We start from the raw sequence: 21,633 nt of genomic DNA, 5'->3' as shown, positions 1-21,633 counted from the left end.
CGATATGGCAATGGCTAGAATGCTTCAGGCTGGAGTCATCCCAATGACCTCCATGCAATACATGTTAGAGGTATACAGAGACTGGTCTCGTTCTGATCAGTATATCCAAGTTAATGAACTAGCTAAACGATATGGGGGAGCCTATGGTCTTGGAATTGACTATATCAAGACTATGCAAAAAGTGGGCTAAAGAAGAAGACGAAAATTAATTGAATCTAGCTAAAGATGTGCTCAAAACGCACTGGGCACATCTTTTAGGCTTTATTACTCAACCTAATCATATGCCCTTTTACTCACTGATACACTCGACACCAACCTCAGAAGATTGGATCCCAATTATGTTCACGCGGTTGGGGAAATTGTCGCTAGACACGGCGGTAAATATTTAGTAAGGACAACAAACTACCAACGATTGGAAGGTGAAGGTGAAAATCCAGCAGCCTTTATAATTATTGAATGGCCCACAAAGAAGCTGGCGAGGCTTTCTTAATGACCCTATGTATCAACCGTATTTACAAGCGCGTCTAGAAGGCTCAATCAGTCATCATTTTTTAATTGATGGCAATGATGAATTCGCGATTGAACAATGAATTGCCTGCTAAGTAAATCACATATCTATTAAGTAAAAACACATCAAGTAGTTATGAAAAAAATAATTCTAATAATGCTTGCCGTAGGCCTTCTAGCCTGTAAAAGCGAAGCAGAAAAAACAACTGCAGAAACAGCCGATATGATCGTGACCAATGCAAAGATCGCAGTGATAGGATGCAGAGCGCAATACGGCTCAAGCCATGGCGATCAAAGACGGACTGATTCTCAAAACCGGCTCCACAAGAAGAAATTAACGCCTTTAAAGGTGAAGACACACAAATCATTGACGCGAAGGGAAGAACTATCATTCCTGGATTAAACGATTCTCATTTACACCTCACACGCGGTGGAAGATTCTTTAATGCCGAAGTACGTTGGGATGGTGTAAAGACGCTCAAACGCGCTCTTGAAATGCTGAAAGAACAGGCCGAACGAACCCCAGAAGGACAATGGGTGCGCGTTATTGGAGGCTGGAGTCCGTTTCAATTTGAAGAAAAAAGACTCTTCACTATGGAAGAGCTCAACGAAGCTACTGGAGATGTTCCCACCTATGTATTATTCCTTTACAGCCAAGGCTATTTGAATCAAGCCGGTTTGGACTTACTGGGAATTGACGAAACAACTGAAGCACCTCCAGGTTCTCGCTTTGAAAAAGGACCTGACGGTAAACTCACCGGAGTTTTGATCGCAGATCCTAACCCAACGATCCTCTACGCTCGTATTGGTAGCCTGCCGCCATTGACTCAAGAAGAGATGGAAAACGGAACCAAGCAGTTTCTATCGCGAGTTAAATAGCTTCGGAATCACTAGTGGAATTGACGCTGGTGGCGGAGGACATAAATTCCCTAAAGATTATTCAGGCACCAAGGCCTTAGCAGATGCTGGAGAAATGCCGATTCGTTTGAGTTATTTCTTATTTCCACAAAACAAAGGCTCAGAATACGAAGAATTCACCGAGTGGATGGAAACCAATGAAGTTGGACATGATGGTGAAATTCACTTAGACCATGGCTATGAACTAGAAGGCGGTGGAGAATTTCTAGCCTGGAGTGCTGGGGATTTTGAAAACTTTTTGGCTCCCCAACCACTATTGGACCGAGACAGACCGACTTGGAGAAGCGATCTCAAGCGCATTGTGCGTTTGCATGTTGACAACGGATGGCCTTTTAGAATACACGCTACTTATGGTGAAACGATCTCCTTAATGCTGGATGTATTTGAAGAAGTAAACGAAGAAACTGGCGGAAAACTGGCTTCTAAACGCTGGTTGTTTGACCATGCAGAAACCGTCAAAGTTGAAGATTTACAACGCATCAAAGCCCTTAACGGAGGAGTAGCGATACAAGCACGTATGGCTTATGCCGGAGAGTATTTTGTAGAGCGCTACGGTGCTGAAAAAGCAAAAGAAGCTCCGCCAGTACGCAAAATGATGGACCTAGGCTTGCCGGTGGGTGCAGGGACAGACGGAACTCGTGTGGCTAGTTACAATCCATGGCCAGCACTTTATTGGTTGATCACCGGTAAAACTGTGGGAGATTTCCAATTGGCATCAGAAGAGAATCAACTCACCCGTGAGGAAGCTTTACACCTCTACACCAAGGGCAGTGCATGGGTTTCTAATGAGGAAACCGTAAAAGGAACTTTGGAAGCGGGCATGTACGCAGACTTCGCCTTGCTGTCTGATGATTATTTCACCATTCCAGAAAAACAAATTAACGATCTAAAATCAGTGATGACAGTGGTTGGAGGAAACATTGTATTCGCAGCTGAAGAGTTCGCGCCAATGAACCCACCTATTCCAGAAGTCATTCCTGATTGGTCTCCGGTAAAGTACTTCGGAGGTTATCAAAATCAATAAATCAAAAAACAATAATAATTATGGAAACAGCAGTAAAAACAAAATGGAACATAGACCAAGCCCACTCTTCAGTAGGCTTTAAGGTAAAACACATGATGATCTCTACGGTAAAAGGGCAGTTTGACTCTTACTCCGCAGCAGTTGAAACAGCGGACGACAACTTTAGCGATGCCTCCTTTGAATTCGCAGCAGAAGTTGCCTCGATCAACACCAACAATGCAGACCGCGATGCGCATTTAAAATCTGATGATTTTTTCAATGCAGCCGGTTTTCCAGAACTCAAATTCACCTCTAAAAGCTTTGACGGAAGCACTTTGGTAGGAGATCTAACCATTAAAGAAACCACTAAGGAAATCTCTTTGGATGTAGACATTAACGGCGTAGCTGTAGATCCTTATGGACAAACTAAGGCTGGATTTGAAATGAGCGGAAAGATCAATCGCAAAGACTTTGGTTTGAGCTGGTCTGCTGTAACCGAAGCCGGCAGCGTAGTGGTTGGAGAAACCGTAACCCTTGTCATTGACGCTCAATTCATAAAATCATAAATAATTCTAAGCTGGATCGCCGCCAAGCGGCGATCCACTTTTTAAAACCAACTAGTGATGAACCCTTCAAAGACTTCCTCGCGACGCGCCTTCTTGCAAAAGGCAGGCCTCACAACTTTAGGCCTTGGCGCCTTACCGGTACTCTCTGCCTCTTTTAGCAGTTGTGAAAACAACGCATCTAATAAAACAATATCAGAGGTAAGCTCTGGGACAACGTCCCTAGTTACTCGTAAAAACATTGCGGATTTTGCTGTAGATGACGCGGAGATAAAACTACTGCAAGATGCCATTAAGATTTTAAAGGATCGCTCAGAAAGATCACCTCTGGACCCTATGGGATGGACTGCCCACGGTATGTTACATGCTACTTTTTGCGCAACCAGCATCTACTCTAACCAGGTGCATTACAATTGGTATGTTTGGCCTTGGCATCGCCTTTATTTGTGGTCTATGGAGCAAAAATTGCAAAAGGCGGTCAATGAGCCCAAGTTGGCGTTGCATTATTGGGATTGGACCCAAATCGAACTTCATTCCGGAACATTATTGGGGTGAGGACAATCCTCTAAACAATATAACTCGATTGGTGTCTGCAACCGATGAGATTCCCAAAGATTTTATAAACGTTGGAGCCGCATTTAGAGCGGAGAAATACAAAACCTTTGGCGGTTATCCGGCCATTAAAAAAAGAGGTGATTCACAGTTGGATGGCATCGCAGAACAGTCCTTCCACAACAATATTCACAACTGGATCGGTGGACAAATGGCCACCTTTACCGAATCTGGGTTTGATCCGATTTTCTACGGACATCACGGAAACTGTGATCGTATTTGGGAAGCTTGGCAAAACTACAGTGACAAGAATGTCCTCCCAACCGAAGAGGAGTGGCTAGATAAGAGACTTTACGCCACTGACGGAAACGGAAGACCTGTGGATTTCAAGATCAAAGAATTACTCAACACAGAAGATCTGGGTTACCGCTTTAATGATCTGGACCTCAACCCAACCTTTTGCAATCCTTATATGGAGGCTGACAAACCCAAACGAGAAGCCTCTAAGCGCGATTGCGTGGTGCCTTTAAACTTGAGAACATCAGACGGCGCTGATATCTACGCAGAGATGGAAGACAAGGAGCGCACCCACGTCATTTTACATTTTGAACGCGCTCAATTACCCTATCAGCCCTATTGCGCCCGTGTATTCTTTGAGTACGACAAAGAGGGTGAAAAGCAAAGCAAGTATACCGGAACATTTACTATTCTGCCTATTCTGGATTTAGATACGGTCCTTTTGCAAAACGGAGTGCATTTGCAGATCGAGATTGAACGCGAGCTGGCCGAAGCTATAGATGCGCAAAAGAATATTGAAGTGATCTTTCAACCTGTTCCGCTTCCTAACCGCAACATTCCGGATGAGATCTTGAAATTGGAAAACATCTCCTTAGTCACGCATTATGAGAATAAGTAAACACATAGCCCTTATGCTCCTTGCATTTATTCTGTGGAGCTGTTCTGACCAGAAAAGTCTTCCCATTCTGGGAGAATCACAGACCGATCCGATCAGTGGAGCATTGTTCGCGTACAGAGCTCCTGAGTTCGAACTAACCAATCAGCTGAATCAAACTACTAGCAGTGCGCTTTTAGAAGGGAAAATTCAAGTGGTGGACTTCTTCTTTACCAGTTGTCCAACAATTTGCCCCAAGATGACCACGCATTTAAAACTGGTGCAAGAGGCCTTTAAAGATCAGCAGCAGGTTGCTATAATCTCTTACAGCATTGATGCGGCTCATGATGATCCAGATCGCCTAAAAAATTATGCAGACAGCTACGAGATAGATCACAGCAAATGGAAGCTGCTTACTGGGGATCAAAAGACCATTTTGGAACTGGCTAAAGATTACAAGGTGCGCGCCTTTGATGACAGCAGCGATCTTGGGCCAAACTTGATACATGACGGCACCTTTGTATTGGTTGATCAACAAAGACGTATCCGCGGCTATTATAACGGCTTGGACGAATTGGACACACAAGCCTTGATTTCTGACATAAACTTGTTATTAAACGAATAAATCATGAAACCAAAATTACTCTTTCAACTTTTCAATCCACAAGCCATTGGACCTTCCAAAGACAGCAGTCTGCTGCTGTTTAGAATTTTAGTGTCGCTATCCATGATCAATACACATGGTTTGAAGAAGATCCTGAATTTTCAAGAGACTGCAGCACACATTCCAGATCCCATGGGGCTGGGAGGTGAAATCAGTGCCCTTATCGCGATAGGCGCAAATATTGTAGCACCGCTATTGGTGATCTTCGGATTGGGAACACGCCTGGCCTGTCTTTTAATCTTAAGTGTCACGCTTATGGGCTTCTTTGTGGTTCACGGCTCTGACCCTTGGGCAGTCCGCGACGTACCACTCATGTACAGCTTAGCCTATTTGCTGATCTTCTTTGTAGGGCCAGGAAAATATTCCATCGATCAAAAAATATTTAACCGCCAACAATCATGAAAGGACAAATCGTATTACTCATTCTAGCAATTGCTGCTGGAGCCGTTCTACCACTACAGGCCGGACTCAATGTGCAACTCGGTAAATCTGTGCATCAACCGATCTTTGCCGCATTCGCTTCATTTTTAATAGGCACCATTGCCCTTTTGGCTTACTTGCTTATCTTAAAGTTCGATTTCTCAACCCTGGGCGAAACCAAAAGTGTTTCTCCACTAGTATGGACCGCAGGAGTCTTGGGAGCATTCTATGTGGCGGCAGTGATCATCCTTGCTCCTAAGCTAGGAGTAGCCCTCACCTTTGTATTGGTGGTGGCAGGACAAATGGCTGTCTCCCTTATTGTTGATCACTTTGGTCTCTTGGGACTTCCCGTAAAACACATCAACTGGCAACGACTTATAGGAGTTTTATTTCTGATCCTAGGTGTACTGCTGATTAGAAGATTCTAAAAATGAAAACGCGTTTATTTGTTTGGTTCTCAATATGGATCTTCGGATGTTGTGTTTACGGACAAGAGTCGGGTTTATTGGTAGAATCGTCTTCAGAGTTTTTAAACTTCAGTTTACTGCGACAACGAGACTTCATCTATTTTGGAGATCCGGGTCCAAATGATTTTTACGAATCAATTAAGGAGCTTCGATTAGGCGAGCAAACGACCCTGAGCTTCGGCGGGAGTTACCGCGGACAGATTGAAGGTTTTATCAACGAGCAATTCAATAGTGCTGTTGATCAAGACGATCTCTGGTACCTCAACCGGCTAATGGCTCATGCGCATTTTAAAATAGATAAGCGCTTCGAGCTCTTTGCAGAATTGAATTCGAGTTTTATTACCAGCAAAAACAACTTAGCTCCGGTAGATCGTGATGAACTCGCAATAAACCAACTCTTTGCGAGCTATTGGATTGATCCGCAGTGGAACCTTTTAGTCGGGAGACAGAATATGCGTTTGGGAAGCGGCCGATTGGTTGATATTCGGGAAGGGCCTAATGTTCGGCTTTCTTTTGATATGGCTCAGCTCAAGTTCAAAGATGAAAACACGGAAATCACCGCGTTTTATGCAATTCCAGTAAGACCAGCCACTGGAATTTTTGACAACGACGCTTTGAATACGACAGAAACCTTAACTGGAGTATACTGGACTCAGAATTGGACAGAAAACAACAATACTGACCTCTATGCCTTTTACAAGCAAGAGGAGCTGAAAACTTGGAATAGCGGTACGGCAGATGACAACAGACTATCTCTTGGGTTGCGTCATTTTGGAAACTGGAATAAACTGCGTTACAACAATGAGTTCGTGATACAAACCGGTAGTTTTGGCGCTCAAAATATTTTTGCTTGGACCGCTTCCTTCAACATTGAGCACCCTATTAAAGCTTTAGGAATTGAAGGAGCTTTAGGGCTTAAAACAGAAGCAATTAGTGGAGATACTAGTATCGCTGACAATCGTCTTGGAACCTTTGATGGTCTGTATCCTCGTGGAGCTTATTTTGGACGTGTGGCCCGAATTGGACCCTCCAACTTGATTGACTTCCACCCCTACTTCAACACGGAAATTGGACCTGTAGCCTTGAGTTTGGATTATGTGGCCTTTTGGCGATTTTCTAAAGATGACGGTCTGTATGGACCTCCATTGACCTTGGATTATCCGGATTTGAATGACAGCCGTTTTATCGGTCATCAAATTGGAAGCATTGCAGGTCTGGAAATCAATAGACATATCGCCTTTGAATTGGAAACTAATCTGATCTTCCCGGGAGAATTTTTAAAAAATAGCGGTTTGAATGACACTTTGTTTCACGCCGTATTTACTACAGAAATAAAATTTTAAACCTAACTTAGGAACTCAATTATGGAAATAACAATAAAAGAGCGCGACAATAAAGGCTTTGCCCTCGCCAGACAAAATGACGAGCGCATGGGGATGATGACCTATTCAGTAGCTGGCCCAAAACTCATCATTATTGATCACACAGAGGTTGAAGAAACCTACAAGCAACAAGGTGTCGGTCTAAAAATGTTAGAGGCTTTGGTGGATAGGGCTCGGGAAAAATCACAAAAGATCCTACCCCTTTGCCCCTTTGCTAACGCTATGTTTAAGCGCCATAAAGAACTTCAAGACGTTTTAAAGTAGGCGCATGCAGCATCATATCCTCATCAATCTTTTTGCCTTATTCGGAGTTGCCACAGCGGTTATAATTATTTGCAAATTCTTAAAGATCCGTTACATCATAGGTTATTTGATCACTGGTGTACTCTTAAGTCCAAATACCACAGGCTACTTTGCCGACATGCAAGAAGTAGAGGTTTATGCCGAGATCGGGATAATACTGCTGCTGTTCACCGTTGGTTTGGAATTTAGTTTTTCCAACCTCAAACGCATTAAAAACTACGTCCTTTTAGGCGGTGCCTCTCAAGTGGTCTTCACTATAGTTTTAACCGCTGGATTGATCTGGCTCTTAATGGGTCCCTCCATAGAAGAAAGTATATTCTGGGGATTTCTCTACGCTTTGAGCAGTACAGCCATAGTGGTAAAGGTCTTGCAAGACACCAACAAAATAACTAGTCCGCATGGAAAGTTCATTTTAGCAGTGCTTTTGTTTCAGGATATTATGATCGTTCCGCTAATGCTCTTCACGCCAATCTTAGCCGGAGCTGGTGACGGAAGCCCAATAATGGCTTTGGCAATACTTGTTGGGAAAATGGTGCTGATGGGAGGAATTGCGTTTCTTTTGGCGCGGTACATCATTCCTTATTTCTTAAAAGAAGTTATGAAGGTACAGAGTCAGGAAGTATTCCTGATTGCGCTACTGTTCTTGGTAACGGGCATTGCATTGCTCACGGAAAAACTCGGACTCTCCTTGGCCTTAGGAGCGTTTATAGCAGGTTTGATCATTGCGGAAACCGAATATCACAGAATGGCCATTTCTTGTTTCTTGCCGTTCCGATATGTCTTTATGGCCTTCTTTTTCATATCGATGGGCATGCTCTTGGACTATGAAATATTCACTACCGAACCGGGTTGGATCGCCTTTTGGTTCTTCTTTGCCTTACTGGTCAAAGCAACAGCGGGAATGTTAGCTGTCAAGGTATTGAAGTTGGAATGGAAAACTGCTTTGGCTGTGGGATTCTCCATTGCGCAAATTGGGGAGTTCTCCTTTGTTTTGGCTCAAAGCGGGTTGAAATATGAATTAATTTCTGAGAATAATTATCAAATCTTCTTAGCAGTATCTATCTTGCTGATGTCGGTCACGCCTTTTATTGTTGGTAAGGCCGAACACATACATCCGACTTTCACAAAACTACTCGGACTAAAAGGCAATGAAGGATAAACGACTACATCTATACGGAGCAGACTGGTGCTTAAAATCCACGCACCTGAGAAACTACTTGCAATCCGAATGGATAGAGTTTGATGACTTTAATGTTGAGTTGGACAGCGATGCCTCCGCCCGAGTACGACGCCTCTACAATGGAAATCTAAAATTCCCAACCATCACTTATGGTGATGAGTTTCTAAAGAACCCAAGCATTGCTGTCTTGGAAGAGTTTCTAGAAAAACACAATTTGAAAGACTGAGGCCGATTCTTTTAGTACATTTAATAGCAAGAAACTAAAAGGTCCATGAGTAAGTCACGCAAAAAGATCGGTTTAGCCCCGGGTACACTCGTATTTACCGGAAATAAAAAGGTCGATAAGAGTTTCTCCATCGTGCCGAGTAATAAAGGATTCTTGATCACCGTGATCGGAGAAAAGATCGAAAACAACCTAATGAAGCAAGACTATGAAATTGAAAAGAAGTATGTCGATTTGTTTGATATCATGCTGAGTGAAGCTAAATAATTTGAGCTTCACATGAGTTGAATAGCCAGCCTTAGTGCTGTCTTTTTTTTTTGCCCTTAACGCATTGATTAAGCAAGCGGTAATGATTACATTTATACAACTCTATGAACAGAGACACTATAGATATCAACGATTTTACCGTTCTGGTTGAGGTCAACAAGGCTCAAGAGGTCGTTATTGACGCTTGCAGCTTTGATGAGCCTGTTGTTGCCGTAGCTTTTTATGGATCGGGTAATGTTGATCTGAGCATGGAATGGGGTCAGCAGCAAAAGCAGTACAAGGGCACCAAAGGATTGGCCCTTTCTTTTTATGCGGATGAGACTGTGAATTGCGTGCATAAGGTAGCTCCGGAGAAGCCTTTGGAATGCATTGTGGTAGCTACTGCGCTGCGGAAGTTGAACGAACTGCCTCACCAAGAAGGTGAGATCTTCTCAGAAATGCTCAATGAGCTTGTAAATCCTAGTGATAATTATGTAGAAGGGCCTCGGTTCTTTATGAACCCAGAGATGCAGCAGGTTGTAGATTCTATCTTTGCCAACAGTTTTACGGGCAAGACCAAAATGATGTTCTTCCGCTCTCAGATCACTGTGCTGCTCTCCCACTTCTTTGGACAATTGGCACTCTCCTATCAGCAGCAAAACAGACCTCAAGAGACCGACAAACTAGAACTCGCCAAAGAGATCCTCGCTGCCAATTTGGACAACCCACCTTCACTAACAGAACTGGCCAAAAGCATCGGGTTAAACACTACCAAGCTCAAAAAAGACTTTAAAGCAGTCTTTGGGGTGCCCGTTTTTAAATACCTCCAAAATGAGCGCCTAACCACCGCTCATGAAATGATCCAAAAACAGCAAGCCACTGTGCAGGAAGCCGCCTGGCAAGTGGGTTACGATAGTTTGAGCTCCTTCTCCAACGCCTTTACCAAAAAGTTCGGATACAGACCCAGTCAGGTCAAGTAGCGCACTTTTGGAACAAATCATACTTCTTTTAGAATAAATCAAGCCGCATAGACCGCCCTAGTTTTGACGTGTCATTAAAAACATACGTCATGAAAATAACTAGAATATTAATTGTCGGATTAGCCATTTGGCTCTTGGGAGCGCTCAGCTTTGTACTGGCCTATATGCTTCCTTTTATGGAAGATAAAGAGCTTCAAGCCAATTTGGGTTTGATCGGGATTCTATTCCCTTTGGTTTGGAACGCCAATCGTATCTACTACAAAAAGAGCTCTGCAATTAACGGGTGGATCCTCGGAACACTTTTCTTTTTGATCAGCGGTACGATGGACGCTCTGGTAACAGTTCCCTTACTCTTTTTACCTCAAGGCGGCAGCTACGCCGACTTTTATGGTGATCCTATTTTTTGGATGATCGGAGCCCTGTTCATCGCTCTAAGTGCAAGCTACTATTACATCCGTGTAAAAACCTCAACACCACCTTCAAAACAATAAAACGATGTACTCTTTAACGAATTTCAATTTACTACTGACCTTACTATTGACAGGCCTAACCGCCGGACTCTGTTTCACTTGGACCAATGCAGTAACACCGGGCATTGGAAAGCTGGATGATTACAACTTCCTTTCAGCTTTCCAGCAGATGAACCGGTCCATCATCAACCCGAGTTTCCTTTTAGTGTTCTTTGGACCCTTGGTTGGACATATAATCAACGTATACGTCAACAGATTTACTCCAGACAAAAGCTTTTGGCTGTTTGTTACGGCTGCCATTCTGTATTTGACGGGATTGGTCATAGTAACCATCACCAAGAACGTCCCCTTAAACGAACTCCTAGAAAGCACGGATCTCGCTAGCGCATCTCAACAAGAACTGAGCTGGCTGAGACGGCAATTCGAAAAGCCTTGGAATACCTGGCACAACATAAGAACAGTAACGAGCACCTTGAGCTTTTTGCTCCTCGCATTAGGTATGCTCCTGAAAAATAACACTTAAAACAAATCACAAATTCACAAATTCACAAAAACAAATCCTTATGAAAAATCAATTTTTAATTCTCGGAGGCACTGGAAAAACCGGAAGCCGTATTGCTAAAAGATTACAAGAACGCGGTGAGACCGTACGTTTGGGCTCCAGAAGCGCAAATCCAGCATTCAGTTGGGAAGACCCAAGCAATTGGGCCGCTGTACTGAAAGACATCACCCACCTTTACATTACCTATCAACCGGACTTGGCTGTTCCAGGCGCCTACGAAGCCGTGAGCACCTTGGTCAAACTTGGCAAGGAGGCTGGAGTGCAAAAGATCGTTCTACTTTCTGGCAAAGGAGAAACAGAAGCTCAGCGCTGTGAAGGAATCGTTAGAGATTCCGGTATTGATTATACCATTATTCAGTGTAATTGGTTCAGCCAGAACTGGAGTGAAAGCTTTTTGATGGAGCCTGTTTTAGAAGGTCATGTGGCTTTACCTATGTCTGACAGTAAAATTCCTTTTGTGGATGCTGAGGATATTGCTGATGTTGCCGTGGAGGTTTTCTTGAATCCAAAACACAACGGAAACACCTATGAACTCACGGGGCCAAAAGGCTATACTTTTAAAGAAGCCGTAGCAGCAATCGCTGGTGCCACTGGACGCGATATTGGCTTTACACCGGTGAGCATGGAAGCCTATAAAGGGGTTATGCAAGAAATGGGACTTCCAGAGACCTATGTTTGGCTCATTACCTATTTGTTCACCGAAGTGATCGGGAATCCAGACAATTCAATAATCACTCAGGATATTGAGAATATCATTGGAAGACCTGCCAAAGACTTTAAGCAGTACGCGGAGGAGTTAGCAACGACAGGGGTCTGGGATGTACCCACAACCACCGTGTAAATAAGTAAGCCAAAAGAGATCGTCGAATTGACGATTCCTTTTGGCGTTCTGGATTTAATACAATTTTTACATCCTTAAGTAGAGATCTTTGTAACTTATAGGAAAATTAAAACCATGAGTAACGAAATCCGCAAAGAATATTCCAACGGAGAGATCACCGTGATCTGGAAGCCCAAGCTCTGTATACATGCCAAAGAATGTGTCAAACGTCTGCCAGAGGTCTACGACCCTGAAAAGCGACCTTGGATCCAACCAGAAAACGCATCTGCAGCTGACTTAAAAGCACAGATAGACGCCTGTCCTTCTGGCGCTTTGAGTTATAAAATGGAAGGTGAGGCGGCTCCTGAGGCCCAAAGTCTCGAGACTAAGGTAGAAGTCTTAGAAAATGGTCCTTTGCTGGTCTACGGAACTTTAAATGTTACTGATGCCGAAGGAAACACCGAAACCAAGAACAGAACTACCGCTTTTTGTCGTTGCGGACAATCCCAGAACAAGCCGTATTGTGACGGAGCACATGTAGAAGCTGATTTCCGCGGATAAGATCTTTAAGTATATAAAATCAAAAACCACCCTGTTCAGGGTGGTTTTCTTTGTTTAAGGAAAATTGATGGTTAGTTATTTCCTTAGTACATGCTGCGTAAAGCAGTAATGTCGTTCCCGTTAAACTCACCGTTAGTGGATGCACTGAAGCAAGCCAACATGATCGATGTAGCGTCATATCCGGTAGCTGTTCCTGGAATGTAGATCGCTCCAACTCCTGCTGAACCTTCATTTACATTCTGACCACAACTCTGACGGCTGAAGTAATCTGTGTGACGGAATCCAACAGAGTGCCCCATCTCATGAGTAATAACGTGCTCATTTACGTTGGTAGAGAAGCCGTCCAACCCATAGATCTGCACCCACTTATAAGGCAATCCGCCACTTGGAAATCCAGCACTACCACCTGAACCAGATTGGGTTGGGTTGTTGTAAACCACCATGTCTTTATCGCCAAAGTTGGTTCCAAAGGTCAAGGTAAAACTGATTGAAACCCCGCTCAAACGGTTGTAGTTGTTGACAGCCCACTGTAGCGCAGTTCTTGCCTTACTTGAAAGACCGTAACCACCTCCACCGGTATACCCGATGATGGTAATGTTTCTACCTTGTTGAACTAAAGCCGATGTACGATACTGCTTTGCAAATGGATCTGAATTAAAATCTTCTGCCATTTCAGTAAGTTGCTTTTCAGTCATTACGATGTCTTCCTCAATAAATAGACGCTCCTCGCTGGTTCCATCAGGGAAAAAGAATTCATCATAACGAATGAAATTAGGGTTCATACCCAAATCTTGTACCTGCTCTACCACTTTCTGAGGTACTGGCTTAGTCAGGTTTGCTTCTTCGATTTGAGCTTCGGTGTCGGGATCTTCTGAACATGCAGAAAATACCAGTGCTCCCATAAGTAACAGAGCACCTTTTTTAAATACGTTTTTCATAGAAATCGCAATTAATGGTTAGTGAAAATTGAATGATTTCCTTGAAGTTACGAAAAGAGAGGCTAACTAATGTTAGTGTAGTTAAAGGAATGTGAAAGTTTGCGGTTGAGCCGCAATTGGCTTACACAATTTCGGCACTGAGGCCAGCTTGAAGTAATTTTGAACAGCGTGGTTTTAGGTCTTCATAAGGACCTGTTTTTACCGTACATTTTCCTTTGTAGTGAACAATTAAAGAACACTGCTCTGCTTGCTCTGGGGTATGATCGCAGGTGGCAATTAGACACGAAATAACATGATCAAAGGTATTTACATCATCGTTATACAGTACGATCTCGTTCTCTCGCTGCTCTAAAACAGCGACGTCTAAATCTTCTTGATATTTTTCTTGTCCACTCATTATCAGGGCCTAAAATACAAATTTGGCCGCAATCCAACCCTCACGGCTTTTATATTTAACGGCAGTACCACCGAGTTTGGTACAGGCTTCTTCTAAAATTTCACGATCGGCCTCCAAATAACCGCTCAAATAAATAGTACCTCCTGGTTGCAATACAGCGTGATATGCTGGGAGGTCATTTAAGAGGATATTTCTGTTGATATTGGCAATGATGGTATCGAACTTTTTGTCACCCAAAATTGAGGCATCGCCTTCTCTTACATGAACTGTTGCTGGTTTGTTCCGTTCAATATTCTCAATTGAATTCTCGTAGCACCAAGGGTCTATATCTATCGCTTCCACCCAATGTGCTCCGCGCTTCCACGCCATAATAGCTAGTACGGAAGTACCGCAACCCATATCGAGCACAACATGACGAGCTACATCATCTTCCAAAAGAAAACTAAGGATCATATGCGTTGTAGCGTGATGGCCAGTCCCAAAGGACATTTTTGGTTCTATGATGATGGTATACTCCGTGTCAGGAGTATCGGTATGAAAGGGTGCTTTAACCGTGCAACGTCCGTCAACAACTATGGGATTGAAATTCTCTTCCCATTTGGCATTCCAGTTTTGCTGCTCGATCTCAGCCTGCTTAAAACTGATCTGCACCTCATCAGACTTTAAAATGAAAATATCTTCTAACAGCCGCGGATTCCATTCTTCCTTCTGGATATAGGCTTTTACCCCATCCGAAGTTTCTACAAAACTCTCAAAACCAACTCCGCCAAGTTCCGCTATTAAGATCTCCGTAAATGGCTGCAGCGGAGCTACCGTAAAGATATATTCAATGTAGATCATTATTATACCGGGAAAGCGTTTACTATAGCTGCAAAGCTATCTGCTTTAAGCGAGGCTCCACCAATAAGACCACCGTCAACGTCCGGTTGTCCAAAGATCTCTCCCGCATTGTTTGGCTTCACACTTCCACCGTACAAAATGGTTACGTTTTGCGCCAATTGCTCGTTGTAACGCTCGGCCATATTGGAACGAATAAAGGCATGCATTTCTTGCGCTTGCTCTGGTGAGGCAGTCTCCCCAGTACCGATGGCCCAAACAGGCTCATAAGCCAAAACGATCTGCTCATATGCAGCTTCATCTAAGTCATACAAAGCGCCTTTAAGTTGTGCAGCGACCACGTCAAAGTGCTTCCCGGCACGTCGGTCTTCAATGACCTCTCCAAAACAAAAGATCACTTGCATTCCCAAGGCTAAAGCAGCTTTTACCTTAGCTGCCAAAAGGGCTTCATCTTCTCCAAAGTAAGCGCGACGCTCGCTGTGACCCAGAATCACGGTCTCCACTCCTATGCTTTGAAGCATAGCACCTGAGATCTCTCCAGTATAGGCACCACTGGCGTTCTGATGCATATTCTGAGCGGCTACTCCCATTGCGGCTCCTTGGGTTTGATCTACAGCGGCCGCGAGATTTACAAAGGTTGGAGCAATCATTACCTCCACCCCTTCTTTTAGGGTTTCACTTTTTAGGGCAGCAATTAAGTCTGCGGATTCTTGCTTGTCGCAATTCATTTTCCAGTTTCCGGCAACTAAAGGTCTTCTCATTCCAGTCTTATTTTGGGGTCGAGCCATCCATAGATCACATCGACCATGATATTAATGATTATAAACAGTAGCGCTATCACGAGTACCGCTCCCATTATGATTGGCAAATCTAAGGTATTCAGCGCATCTACGATCTCTTTTCCTAAGCCATTCCATCCAAAAATAAATTCTACAAAAACGGCTCCGGCTAACATAGAAGCAAACCAACCTGAGATTGCCGTGATCACAGGATTTAATGCATTTTTTAAAGCGTGACGCCAAAGGAGTCTCAAGGTACTCATGCCCTTGGCCTTGGCGGTTCTGATGTATTCTTGTTGCAAAACTTCCAGCAGGCTGTTACGCATCAGTTGGGTAACCACCGCTAAAGGGCGGATTCCCAAAACCACAGCAGGCAAGATCAAATTCTTCCATTGAATAGATACGCCTTCTCCAAAATCATCAACCTCATAGAGACTTCCGGTCATGTTCAAACCCGTGACCTCATGCCAAACAAAGCCAAACAACCAGGCAAAGATTATGGCGCTAAAAAAGGAAGGCAAACTCATTCCAAAGGTGCTGATGATCTGAATCAAACGATCGATCCAACGGTCTTTATACCAAGCAGAAATAACCCCCAACAGCCCTCCGAGCAGCATAGCTAAGCTGATAGCAGAGATGGCCAGCACCATGGTATTTGGTAAGGTTTCACCTATGACTTGTGTGACCGGCTTTCCGGTCTTTTGAAAACTCTCCCGTAAATAGGGAGCTTTCACCACGACCTGAGTTTCTCCAAGGGTAAATAATTCTGTTGCTGAGTATTTCCCGGGACTTAAGTAGGTGTAATTTTCTTCTGAAGTGGAATGAAAGGACAAGGGCGAAAGATCATTAAGATAATACAAGTACTGCGTCCCAATGGGTTTATCAAAGCCGTATTTCTTTTTGACAATTGCAAGTTGTTCCGCGCTTTCGTTTTGCCCCAGCATCATTTGAGCGGGGTCTGGTAAAAGTGTAAAGAGCATAAAGATCACGGTCACTACGCCAAAAAGCGTCAACAATCCATAACCCAATTTGCCCAATACGTATCGTACCACTACTGCTCTTCTTGTTTCACGTCGTCTAGGGTAAGTACTTTGTATTCAAAGTCTTCTCCAAAAAGATCCACAGCGTACTCTTCTATAGTCTGAGAGAATCCAGCTTCTTTACGTCGCTGATTTACATTTTCAGGATCTTTGATAGGCCAAATGAAATCTCCACGAACATCGCTGTAAGACATGCCTTGTGTTCCGTAGATCTGCATTTCATTCTGGTTCATTAAATAGCGATCTTCCATCATGGCTACTAGGCGGAATGGTAATTCGCCATTTTTACCAGCAGCTTTCATCATATCCAAATAATCTGGAATCTTCTCCGGATTGTGTTGGATCACATACCAAGCCGCAGTACTGGTGGATTCTCCTACGACACTCTTCCCAGGATAGCCCTGTGAGTTAAGCACGCGCTCCACGAAAAGTAAATTGCTCTTATCTATAGCCATTTGACGGCCCCAAAGGTCTCCGTTGTACTCATCTGGAGATAAGCCCATAGACTCTCCAATGGCTTTGCGCTCTTCGTCAGAACTGGCCATGATTAGTTTACGATAACGTTGGTCTAAAATGGCAATACTATCCAAACGGCGTTTTAAAGTAAAATCTAGATTAGGCATAGCCCCTTCCAGTTCATTGAGTTGTAACTCCAAGGCGTCGTTCCAATGCAGTTTTTGCATGATGGTACCTTTTTGCAGTTCCAGAACCCCTGGATTGGATCTCACTATGGTTTTCAAGGTGGTCTCGTCACAGAAATAGAAGTCGAAATTGAGTTCATACTTCTCTTTCAGCGCTTCTGTTTCCTCCTGACTTGAGGCAGACATACCGATCACCTTGTATCCGTTCTTTATGGCCTGATTGGTGATTGCACGAATATTGTCATATCCTTCCAATTCTGTATTGCTCAAGGAATAGGCCACCACAACGATTAAGTTAGGTTCTTCAAGCAGACTCGCCGATTGATCTTCGCCGTCACGTTCTATGGTGAAATCGTGAATTGGCGGCTCATAGCCTTCCTGAACTAATTTGGTTTCATAACCAATAAGCTCGCCTTCCGTATCTGGATAGTCTCCAAAGGTCTTGATCTCCGTTTCTTGACCATCGACATCGAACTTCCAAGTGTATTCGTAAATAGCCTTAGGTGCATCCGCAGGAACACTCATGCCCTCCTGAATATTAGCACCGATCTTATAGGGTCTAAAATCTATCGCCGGTAGGTGCATTAGTACATAATAACAGAAGATCATCGAAGCGATGAACGACAGCAATACTATTCCACGTCTCAGGGTTTTGGTCAAGAAAGGCTGAATGTGTTTTTGCCCTATGAACAAGATCAAAATAAGCACCAACAATACCAAGTCCTTGTAGAAACTCTCCCAAGGTGTCAGTTTCATGGCGTCCCCAAAACAGCCGCAATCGGTTACCTTTCCAGTGACTGCAGAATAGAAGGTCAAAAAGGTAAAGAAAACGATCATCAGCAGCAGACTCCAAACCGTGAACTTACGAGCATAACCAAAGATGATCATCACCCCGAGTAATACTTCATAGATCACTACCACTACTGCGATCAATAGTGCAAAGGGTATTAAAAACTCTAGGTTGAGCACCTCAGCTGCGAAATACTCTTTGAGCTTAAAAGAGAAACCTACGGGGTCATTGAGCTTAATAAAGCCACTGATCAAAAACAGTATACCGACAAATATTCTCGAAAATCCTACTAAATACTTCAAACTAAAAAGGGAATTGAATTAAACTTGAGTGGCTGTTTCTGCATGTCCCATGTGAATGAGTGCAAAAACTGCATAATTGATCATGTCCTGATAATTGGCGTCTATGCCTTCTGAAACCAAAGTCTTGCCCTGGTTGTCTTCAATTTGTTTGACACGCAATAATTTCTGAAGAATCAGATCGGTCAAAGAGCTTACGCGCATGTCGCGCCAGGCTTCTCCGTAATCGTGATTCTTGTCTAACATGAGTTGTTTAGTAACCGCGATCTTATCATCGTACTGAGCAATGGCTTGATCCAGATTCAGATCCGGTTGTTCCACTACGCCCATTTCCAATTGCACCAAAGCCATGATGCAATAATTGATAATTCCGATGAATTCCGGAGCCTCGCCCTCGTCAACCTTGCGCTGCTCATTTTGTTGTAAGCTGCGGATTCGTTGGGCTTTTATAAAGATCTGATCGGTCAAAGACGGCAAACGCAAAATACGCCAAGCACTGCCGTAATCTTTCATTTTCTTGATGAACAAGCTTCTGCACTGGGCGATAACCGCGTCGTATTGCATTGCTGTTTGGGCCATAAAAACATCGGATTGGTTGCGTAAATTTCGCTTAAATTATTGAAAAGTTCACGCCTTTTTTGAATCTTTTAGAATTCACAGCAAAAATTGCTGGAATAGCCCTAATTTTTGAACAAACACAGCCACTTCATCCATGCCAAAAAACTGGAAATCTATAAACTGTAAAGGTCGGATTGATCGATTTTGAAATTCCCAAAGTTATGGGGATCATCAACGTCACTCCAGATTCCTTCTACGACGGCGGAACGAACTTTGAAGTTCAGAAGGCTGCAGATAGTGCAGCGCAAATGCTGCAAGAAGGGGCAAGCTTTCTGGACATTGGCGGCTATTCTTCCCGTCCCGGTGCTGACGATATTTTCTGTTGAAGAGGAAGCTGGACGCGTACTTCCGGTCATTGAGGCTATCTTAAAAGAGTTTCCAGAGGCCCTGATCAGCATAGATACTTTTAGAAGTAAGGTCGCGAGGCAAGCCATTGAGGCCGGAGCGGCCATTATCAATGACATTAGCGGAGGAAACCTAGACCAAAATATGCTCCAAACAGTGGCAGACCTGCAAGTGCCTTATATCATGATGCATATGCGAGGAACGCCGCAAACCATGAAAACGCTCACCGATTACGATCACCTAATCCGAGATATAAAAGCCTACTTTGCCTCCCAGCTCCACAGCGCAAAAGCGCTGGGGATCAATGACGTGATCATTGATCCAGGTTTTGGGTTTGCCAAAACCGTGGAGCAGAATTACACCCTTTTGGATCAATTGGACTTACTCGGCGACTTGGATTGCCCCATACTGGCTGGAGTTTCCAGAAAATCGATGATCTACAGAACTTTAGAAAGTTCGGCAGCTGAAGCCTTAAACGGGACCACAGCACTGAATGCTTGGGCTTTAGATCGCGGAGCAGCCATACTGAGAGTACATGATGTTGCCCCTGCGATGGAATGCGTAAAACTGCATCAAGCCTTAATTGAATCCCGCGATTGATTCTGGCTTTTGACTTCACATTAATTTGTTAAATTTACAAGCAAAGGCCAAAAACGTTGAACCTCCTAGACATCCGTGTAATTGATATTGTAGACATCGTCTTGGTGGCGGCGTTGCTTTTTTACCTCTACCGTTTGGTCAAAGGAACTGTTGCGATCAACATCTTTATTGGAATCGTGATTCTCTACACGGTCTGGAAATTCACTGAACTTTTAGAAATGGAGCTCTTCAGTAAGATCCTCGGTGGATTCTTAGGTGCAGGAGTATTTGCTTTGATCGTGGTCTTCCAGCAAGAGATTCGAAAGTTCTTGCTTATGGTGGGATCCACCAATTTCAAAGCTCGAAAAAAGTTCTTTAAACAATTCAAACTCAACAACAGTGGCGATGCAGTAAGCACCAACGTTCAAGACATTTTAGCCGCCTGTAAAAAAATGGGAGCTCAATACGCCGGAGCTCTAATTGTTATGGAGCGCAACACCAATCTGGACTTTGTAAAGAACACGGGAGACCGTATGAATGCCGAGGTGAATCAACCGATTATTGAAAGCATTTTCTTTAAAAACAGCCCTTTGCATGACGGCGCCATGGTCATTGAAGGCAATACCATTACCGCAACACGGGTGATACTTCCTGTCTCTAACGACAGGAACATTCCCCTGCGCTTTGGATTAAGACACCGCGCAGCCATTGGGATCACAGAAAAAACTGATGCTTTGTGTCTGGTCGTTTCTGAAGAGAACGGACAGATCAGTTATATAAAAGATGGAGAATTCATCGCTTATGAGAATTTTGAAGCCTTGGGTGAACTCATCAGAACCGATTTAAGCTAACCTCATGAATTGTAAAAACTGCGACGAACCCCTAGAACACGGTGCACAATTCTGTAACCATTGTGGTGCCCGTGTCATATTAGAACCTTTTACGTTTAAATACGTAACTCAAGATTTTGAGGAACGCTTCCTGAATTTAGATCGGAACCTGTTGGTAAGGACTTTCCGCGATATGCTTCTCAGACCTAAGGAGGTTATTGATGGATATATAGATGGAGTTCGAAAACGTCATATGAACTTGGCCAATTGGTTAGCCGTTGCCATTACCGCGAGTGGATTGATGATTTTTGTGATTCGCAACATCTATCCCGAATCCTTAGACATGCAGTGGATGATCGACGCTATGGGCGAATCATCAAAAGACAATCCGTTCTTTCAAAACATGGAACAACAGGATCCCACAGAAAATATGTGGTGGATGGAGTATCAAGCCATCTTATATATTTTAATGATCCCAATCTATGCGCTTCTGGCTAAGATCACCTTCATTAAACAAAAGGCCTATTCCTACCTAAAGCATATTGTGATCGTGGGTTATACCCAGTCTTGGTTGAGTTTGGCCATGACCCTGCCCGTGCTCATTTTGCTGCCCTTTGGAGCCAATTATATGAAGATGAGTTATTGGGTTATTTTGATTCAGTTCTTGTTTAGCGCCTATGTTTATAAGCGAATGTTTGAACTGAGTTTCTTAGGTATTGTATGGCGTTCCCTTTTATTTATTCTTGTCGGGATTGGGATTTACATCTTCCTCGTGATCGCCGTGGTGATCTTTATGATGGTCTTTGGAACCGCTTTCGTCGCCTAGA

29 protein-coding genes and 2 pseudogenes are annotated in these 21,633 nt (G+C 43.6%); 24 read left to right on the top strand and 7 right to left on the bottom strand.

Annotated elements, in window-relative coordinates; all coding sequences use genetic code 11:
- The 21 genes and pseudogenes from ACSLP7_RS08020 to ACSLP7_RS07920 form a co-directional block, all read left to right on the top strand.
- A pseudogene (locus tag ACSLP7_RS08020) lies at positions 1–190 on the top strand (hydrolase); the annotation flags it as partial.
- A gap of 135 nt (positions 191–325) precedes the next feature.
- Complete coding sequence (locus ACSLP7_RS08015; protein WP_435578816.1) at positions 326–490, top strand: DUF1330 domain-containing protein; 165 nt, start codon at positions 326–328, stop codon at positions 488–490.
- A gap of 174 nt (positions 491–664) precedes the next feature.
- On the top strand, positions 665–910 hold the full coding sequence (locus ACSLP7_RS08010) for a hypothetical protein (RefSeq protein ID WP_435578815.1): 246 nt from the start codon (positions 665–667) through the stop codon (positions 908–910).
- Complete coding sequence (locus tag ACSLP7_RS08005) at positions 841–1,386, top strand: amidohydrolase family protein (protein WP_435578818.1); 546 nt, start codon at positions 841–843, stop codon at positions 1,384–1,386. Before ACSLP7_RS08010 ends, ACSLP7_RS08005 begins: the two co-directional genes overlap by 70 nt.
- Before the next feature lie 7 nt (positions 1,387–1,393).
- Entirely contained in the window at positions 1,394–2,449 is a 1,056-nt protein-coding gene (locus ACSLP7_RS08000; protein WP_435578817.1) for an amidohydrolase family protein, read from the top strand.
- Between the two features lie 20 nt (positions 2,450–2,469).
- A complete protein-coding gene (locus tag ACSLP7_RS07995) occupies positions 2,470–2,994 on the top strand; it encodes a YceI family protein (RefSeq protein WP_435578814.1) in 525 nt (174 codons plus the stop codon).
- A 57-nt stretch (positions 2,995–3,051) separates the two neighbouring features.
- Positions 3,052–3,546 (top strand): tyrosinase family protein, encoded by a 495-nt coding sequence (locus ACSLP7_RS07990; RefSeq protein ID WP_435578813.1) that lies wholly within the window; start codon positions 3,052–3,054, stop codon positions 3,544–3,546.
- Positions 3,473–4,459: a tyrosinase family protein gene (locus ACSLP7_RS07985; protein ID WP_435578812.1), complete on the top strand. Its 987-nt coding sequence runs from the start codon at positions 3,473–3,475 to the stop codon at positions 4,457–4,459. Before ACSLP7_RS07990 ends, ACSLP7_RS07985 begins: the two co-directional genes overlap by 74 nt.
- Positions 4,446–5,060: an SCO family protein gene (locus ACSLP7_RS07980; RefSeq protein WP_435578811.1), complete on the top strand. Its 615-nt coding sequence runs from the start codon at positions 4,446–4,448 to the stop codon at positions 5,058–5,060. The genes ACSLP7_RS07985 and ACSLP7_RS07980 overlap by 14 nt, the downstream gene beginning before the upstream one ends.
- A 3-nt stretch (positions 5,061–5,063) precedes the next feature.
- On the top strand, positions 5,064–5,501 hold the full coding sequence (locus ACSLP7_RS07975) for a DoxX family protein (RefSeq protein WP_435578810.1): 438 nt from the start codon (positions 5,064–5,066) through the stop codon (positions 5,499–5,501).
- Entirely contained in the window at positions 5,498–5,947 is a 450-nt protein-coding gene (locus tag ACSLP7_RS07970) for a DMT family transporter (RefSeq protein WP_435578809.1), read from the top strand. The genes ACSLP7_RS07975 and ACSLP7_RS07970 overlap by 4 nt, the downstream gene beginning before the upstream one ends.
- A 2-nt stretch (positions 5,948–5,949) precedes the next feature.
- Positions 5,950–7,329, top strand: a complete 1,380-nt coding sequence (locus tag ACSLP7_RS07965; RefSeq protein ID WP_435578808.1) for an alginate export family protein — start codon at positions 5,950–5,952, stop codon at positions 7,327–7,329.
- Between the two features lie 21 nt (positions 7,330–7,350).
- Entirely contained in the window at positions 7,351–7,632 is a 282-nt protein-coding gene (locus ACSLP7_RS07960; RefSeq protein WP_435578807.1) for a GNAT family N-acetyltransferase, read from the top strand.
- A gap of 4 nt (positions 7,633–7,636) precedes the next feature.
- Positions 7,637–8,830, top strand: coding sequence for a cation:proton antiporter (locus ACSLP7_RS07955; RefSeq protein WP_435578806.1), 1,194 nt, complete (start codon positions 7,637–7,639; stop codon positions 8,828–8,830).
- Positions 8,820–9,077 carry a glutaredoxin family protein gene (locus ACSLP7_RS07950; RefSeq protein ID WP_435578805.1) on the top strand — a complete coding sequence of 86 codons (258 nt, stop codon included), beginning with the start codon at positions 8,820–8,822 and terminating at the stop codon, positions 9,075–9,077. Before ACSLP7_RS07955 ends, ACSLP7_RS07950 begins: the two co-directional genes overlap by 11 nt.
- 45 nt (positions 9,078–9,122) lie before the next feature.
- Complete coding sequence (locus ACSLP7_RS07945) at positions 9,123–9,341, top strand: hypothetical protein (protein ID WP_435578804.1); 219 nt, start codon at positions 9,123–9,125, stop codon at positions 9,339–9,341.
- A 104-nt stretch (positions 9,342–9,445) separates the two neighbouring features.
- Positions 9,446–10,300 (top strand): helix-turn-helix transcriptional regulator, encoded by an 855-nt coding sequence (locus tag ACSLP7_RS07940; RefSeq protein WP_435578803.1) that lies wholly within the window; start codon positions 9,446–9,448, stop codon positions 10,298–10,300.
- A gap of 89 nt (positions 10,301–10,389) precedes the next feature.
- Positions 10,390–10,791, top strand: a complete 402-nt coding sequence (locus ACSLP7_RS07935) for a DUF5367 family protein (protein WP_435578802.1) — start codon at positions 10,390–10,392, stop codon at positions 10,789–10,791.
- Between the two features lie 4 nt (positions 10,792–10,795).
- Positions 10,796–11,293, top strand: coding sequence for a DUF1772 domain-containing protein (locus tag ACSLP7_RS07930; protein WP_435578801.1), 498 nt, complete (start codon positions 10,796–10,798; stop codon positions 11,291–11,293).
- Between the two features lie 40 nt (positions 11,294–11,333).
- Positions 11,334–12,173, top strand: a complete 840-nt coding sequence (locus ACSLP7_RS07925; protein ID WP_435578800.1) for an SDR family oxidoreductase — start codon at positions 11,334–11,336, stop codon at positions 12,171–12,173.
- Positions 12,174–12,287: 114 nt separating this feature from the next.
- On the top strand, positions 12,288–12,713 hold the full coding sequence (locus ACSLP7_RS07920; protein ID WP_435578799.1) for a (4Fe-4S)-binding protein: 426 nt from the start codon (positions 12,288–12,290) through the stop codon (positions 12,711–12,713).
- 83 nt (positions 12,714–12,796) lie between these two features.
- Here ACSLP7_RS07920 and ACSLP7_RS07915 read toward each other — a convergent pair whose 3' ends face one another.
- The 7 genes from ACSLP7_RS07915 to ACSLP7_RS07885 all read right to left on the bottom strand — a co-directional run bounded on the left by ACSLP7_RS07915 (position 12,797) and on the right by ACSLP7_RS07885 (position 19,013).
- Positions 12,797–13,651 (bottom strand): M57 family metalloprotease, encoded by an 855-nt coding sequence (locus ACSLP7_RS07915; RefSeq protein WP_435578798.1) that lies wholly within the window; start codon positions 13,649–13,651, stop codon positions 12,797–12,799.
- 121 nt (positions 13,652–13,772) lie between these two features.
- Positions 13,773–14,048 carry an ATP-dependent Clp protease adaptor ClpS gene (locus tag ACSLP7_RS07910; RefSeq protein WP_291185720.1) on the bottom strand — a complete coding sequence of 92 codons (276 nt, stop codon included), beginning with the start codon at positions 14,046–14,048 and terminating at the stop codon, positions 13,773–13,775.
- A gap of 9 nt (positions 14,049–14,057) precedes the next feature.
- Entirely contained in the window at positions 14,058–14,888 is an 831-nt protein-coding gene (prmA, locus tag ACSLP7_RS07905; protein WP_435578797.1) for a 50S ribosomal protein L11 methyltransferase, read from the bottom strand.
- 2 nt (positions 14,889–14,890) lie between these two features.
- Positions 14,891–15,646, bottom strand: coding sequence for a triose-phosphate isomerase (gene tpiA, locus ACSLP7_RS07900; protein WP_435578796.1), 756 nt, complete (start codon positions 15,644–15,646; stop codon positions 14,891–14,893).
- Positions 15,643–16,716 carry an ABC transporter permease gene (locus ACSLP7_RS07895; protein WP_435578795.1) on the bottom strand — a complete coding sequence of 358 codons (1,074 nt, stop codon included), beginning with the start codon at positions 16,714–16,716 and terminating at the stop codon, positions 15,643–15,645. Before ACSLP7_RS07895 ends, tpiA begins: the two co-directional genes overlap by 4 nt.
- On the bottom strand, positions 16,716–18,437 hold the full coding sequence (locus ACSLP7_RS07890) for a BT_3928 family protein (RefSeq protein ID WP_435578794.1): 1,722 nt from the start codon (positions 18,435–18,437) through the stop codon (positions 16,716–16,718). Before ACSLP7_RS07890 ends, ACSLP7_RS07895 begins: the two co-directional genes overlap by 1 nt.
- Before the next feature lie 18 nt (positions 18,438–18,455).
- Positions 18,456–19,013 carry a DUF1599 domain-containing protein gene (locus ACSLP7_RS07885; protein WP_435578793.1) on the bottom strand — a complete coding sequence of 186 codons (558 nt, stop codon included), beginning with the start codon at positions 19,011–19,013 and terminating at the stop codon, positions 18,456–18,458.
- Positions 19,014–19,146: 133 nt separating this feature from the next.
- Between ACSLP7_RS07885 and folP the strand changes: the two are divergent.
- The 3 genes and pseudogenes from folP to ACSLP7_RS07870 all read left to right on the top strand — a co-directional run bounded on the left by folP (position 19,147) and on the right by ACSLP7_RS07870 (position 21,632).
- Positions 19,147–19,997, top strand: a pseudogene (folP, locus tag ACSLP7_RS07880) (dihydropteroate synthase).
- A gap of 56 nt (positions 19,998–20,053) precedes the next feature.
- Entirely contained in the window at positions 20,054–20,827 is a 774-nt protein-coding gene (locus ACSLP7_RS07875; RefSeq protein WP_291187145.1) for a diadenylate cyclase, read from the top strand.
- A 4-nt stretch (positions 20,828–20,831) separates the two neighbouring features.
- Positions 20,832–21,632: a DUF3667 domain-containing protein gene (locus tag ACSLP7_RS07870; RefSeq protein WP_435578792.1), complete on the top strand. Its 801-nt coding sequence runs from the start codon at positions 20,832–20,834 to the stop codon at positions 21,630–21,632.
- The last annotated feature ends 1 nt before the right edge of the window (position 21,633 follow it).

Origin of the sequence: Gilvibacter sp. (genome assembly GCF_965601605.1) — a bacterium.
GTDB lineage: Bacteria > Bacteroidota > Bacteroidia > Flavobacteriales > Flavobacteriaceae > Gilvibacter.
This window is presented reverse-complemented; position numbering and strand designations above follow the sequence as displayed.

Bases quoted from the DNA above. Each gene is read 5' to 3' on its own strand.
- ACSLP7_RS08010 (WP_435578815.1), top strand. From the start codon at position 665: ATGCTTGCCGTAGGCCTTCTAGCCTGTAAAAGCGAAGCAGAAAAAACA.
- ACSLP7_RS07995 (WP_435578814.1), top strand. From the start codon at position 2,470: ATGGAAACAGCAGTAAAAACAAAATGGAACATAGACCAAGCCCACTCT.
- ACSLP7_RS07990 (WP_435578813.1), top strand. From the start codon at position 3,052: ATGAACCCTTCAAAGACTTCCTCGCGACGCGCCTTCTTGCAAAAGGCA.
- ACSLP7_RS07985 (WP_435578812.1), top strand. From the start codon at position 3,473: ATGAGCCCAAGTTGGCGTTGCATTATTGGGATTGGACCCAAATCGAAC.
- ACSLP7_RS07980 (WP_435578811.1), top strand. From the start codon at position 4,446: ATGAGAATAAGTAAACACATAGCCCTTATGCTCCTTGCATTTATTCTG.
- ACSLP7_RS07975 (WP_435578810.1), top strand. From the start codon at position 5,064: ATGAAACCAAAATTACTCTTTCAACTTTTCAATCCACAAGCCATTGGA.
- ACSLP7_RS07970 (WP_435578809.1), top strand. From the start codon at position 5,498: ATGAAAGGACAAATCGTATTACTCATTCTAGCAATTGCTGCTGGAGCC.
- ACSLP7_RS07965 (WP_435578808.1), top strand. From the start codon at position 5,950: ATGAAAACGCGTTTATTTGTTTGGTTCTCAATATGGATCTTCGGATGT.
- ACSLP7_RS07960 (WP_435578807.1), top strand. From the start codon at position 7,351: ATGGAAATAACAATAAAAGAGCGCGACAATAAAGGCTTTGCCCTCGCC.
- ACSLP7_RS07955 (WP_435578806.1), top strand. From the start codon at position 7,637: ATGCAGCATCATATCCTCATCAATCTTTTTGCCTTATTCGGAGTTGCC.
- ACSLP7_RS07950 (WP_435578805.1), top strand. From the start codon at position 8,820: ATGAAGGATAAACGACTACATCTATACGGAGCAGACTGGTGCTTAAAA.
- ACSLP7_RS07945 (WP_435578804.1), top strand. From the start codon at position 9,123: ATGAGTAAGTCACGCAAAAAGATCGGTTTAGCCCCGGGTACACTCGTA.
- ACSLP7_RS07940 (WP_435578803.1), top strand. From the start codon at position 9,446: ATGAACAGAGACACTATAGATATCAACGATTTTACCGTTCTGGTTGAG.
- ACSLP7_RS07935 (WP_435578802.1), top strand. From the start codon at position 10,390: ATGAAAATAACTAGAATATTAATTGTCGGATTAGCCATTTGGCTCTTG.
- ACSLP7_RS07930 (WP_435578801.1), top strand. From the start codon at position 10,796: ATGTACTCTTTAACGAATTTCAATTTACTACTGACCTTACTATTGACA.
- ACSLP7_RS07925 (WP_435578800.1), top strand. From the start codon at position 11,334: ATGAAAAATCAATTTTTAATTCTCGGAGGCACTGGAAAAACCGGAAGC.
- ACSLP7_RS07920 (WP_435578799.1), top strand. From the start codon at position 12,288: ATGAGTAACGAAATCCGCAAAGAATATTCCAACGGAGAGATCACCGTG.
- ACSLP7_RS07915 (WP_435578798.1), bottom strand. From the start codon at position 13,651: ATGAAAAACGTATTTAAAAAAGGTGCTCTGTTACTTATGGGAGCACTG.
- ACSLP7_RS07910 (WP_291185720.1), bottom strand. From the start codon at position 14,048: ATGAGTGGACAAGAAAAATATCAAGAAGATTTAGACGTCGCTGTTTTA.
- prmA (WP_435578797.1), bottom strand. From the start codon at position 14,888: ATGATCTACATTGAATATATCTTTACGGTAGCTCCGCTGCAGCCATTT.
- tpiA (WP_435578796.1), bottom strand. From the start codon at position 15,646: ATGAGAAGACCTTTAGTTGCCGGAAACTGGAAAATGAATTGCGACAAG.
- ACSLP7_RS07885 (WP_435578793.1), bottom strand. From the start codon at position 19,013: ATGGCCCAAACAGCAATGCAATACGACGCGGTTATCGCCCAGTGCAGA.
- ACSLP7_RS07870 (WP_435578792.1), top strand. From the start codon at position 20,832: ATGAATTGTAAAAACTGCGACGAACCCCTAGAACACGGTGCACAATTC.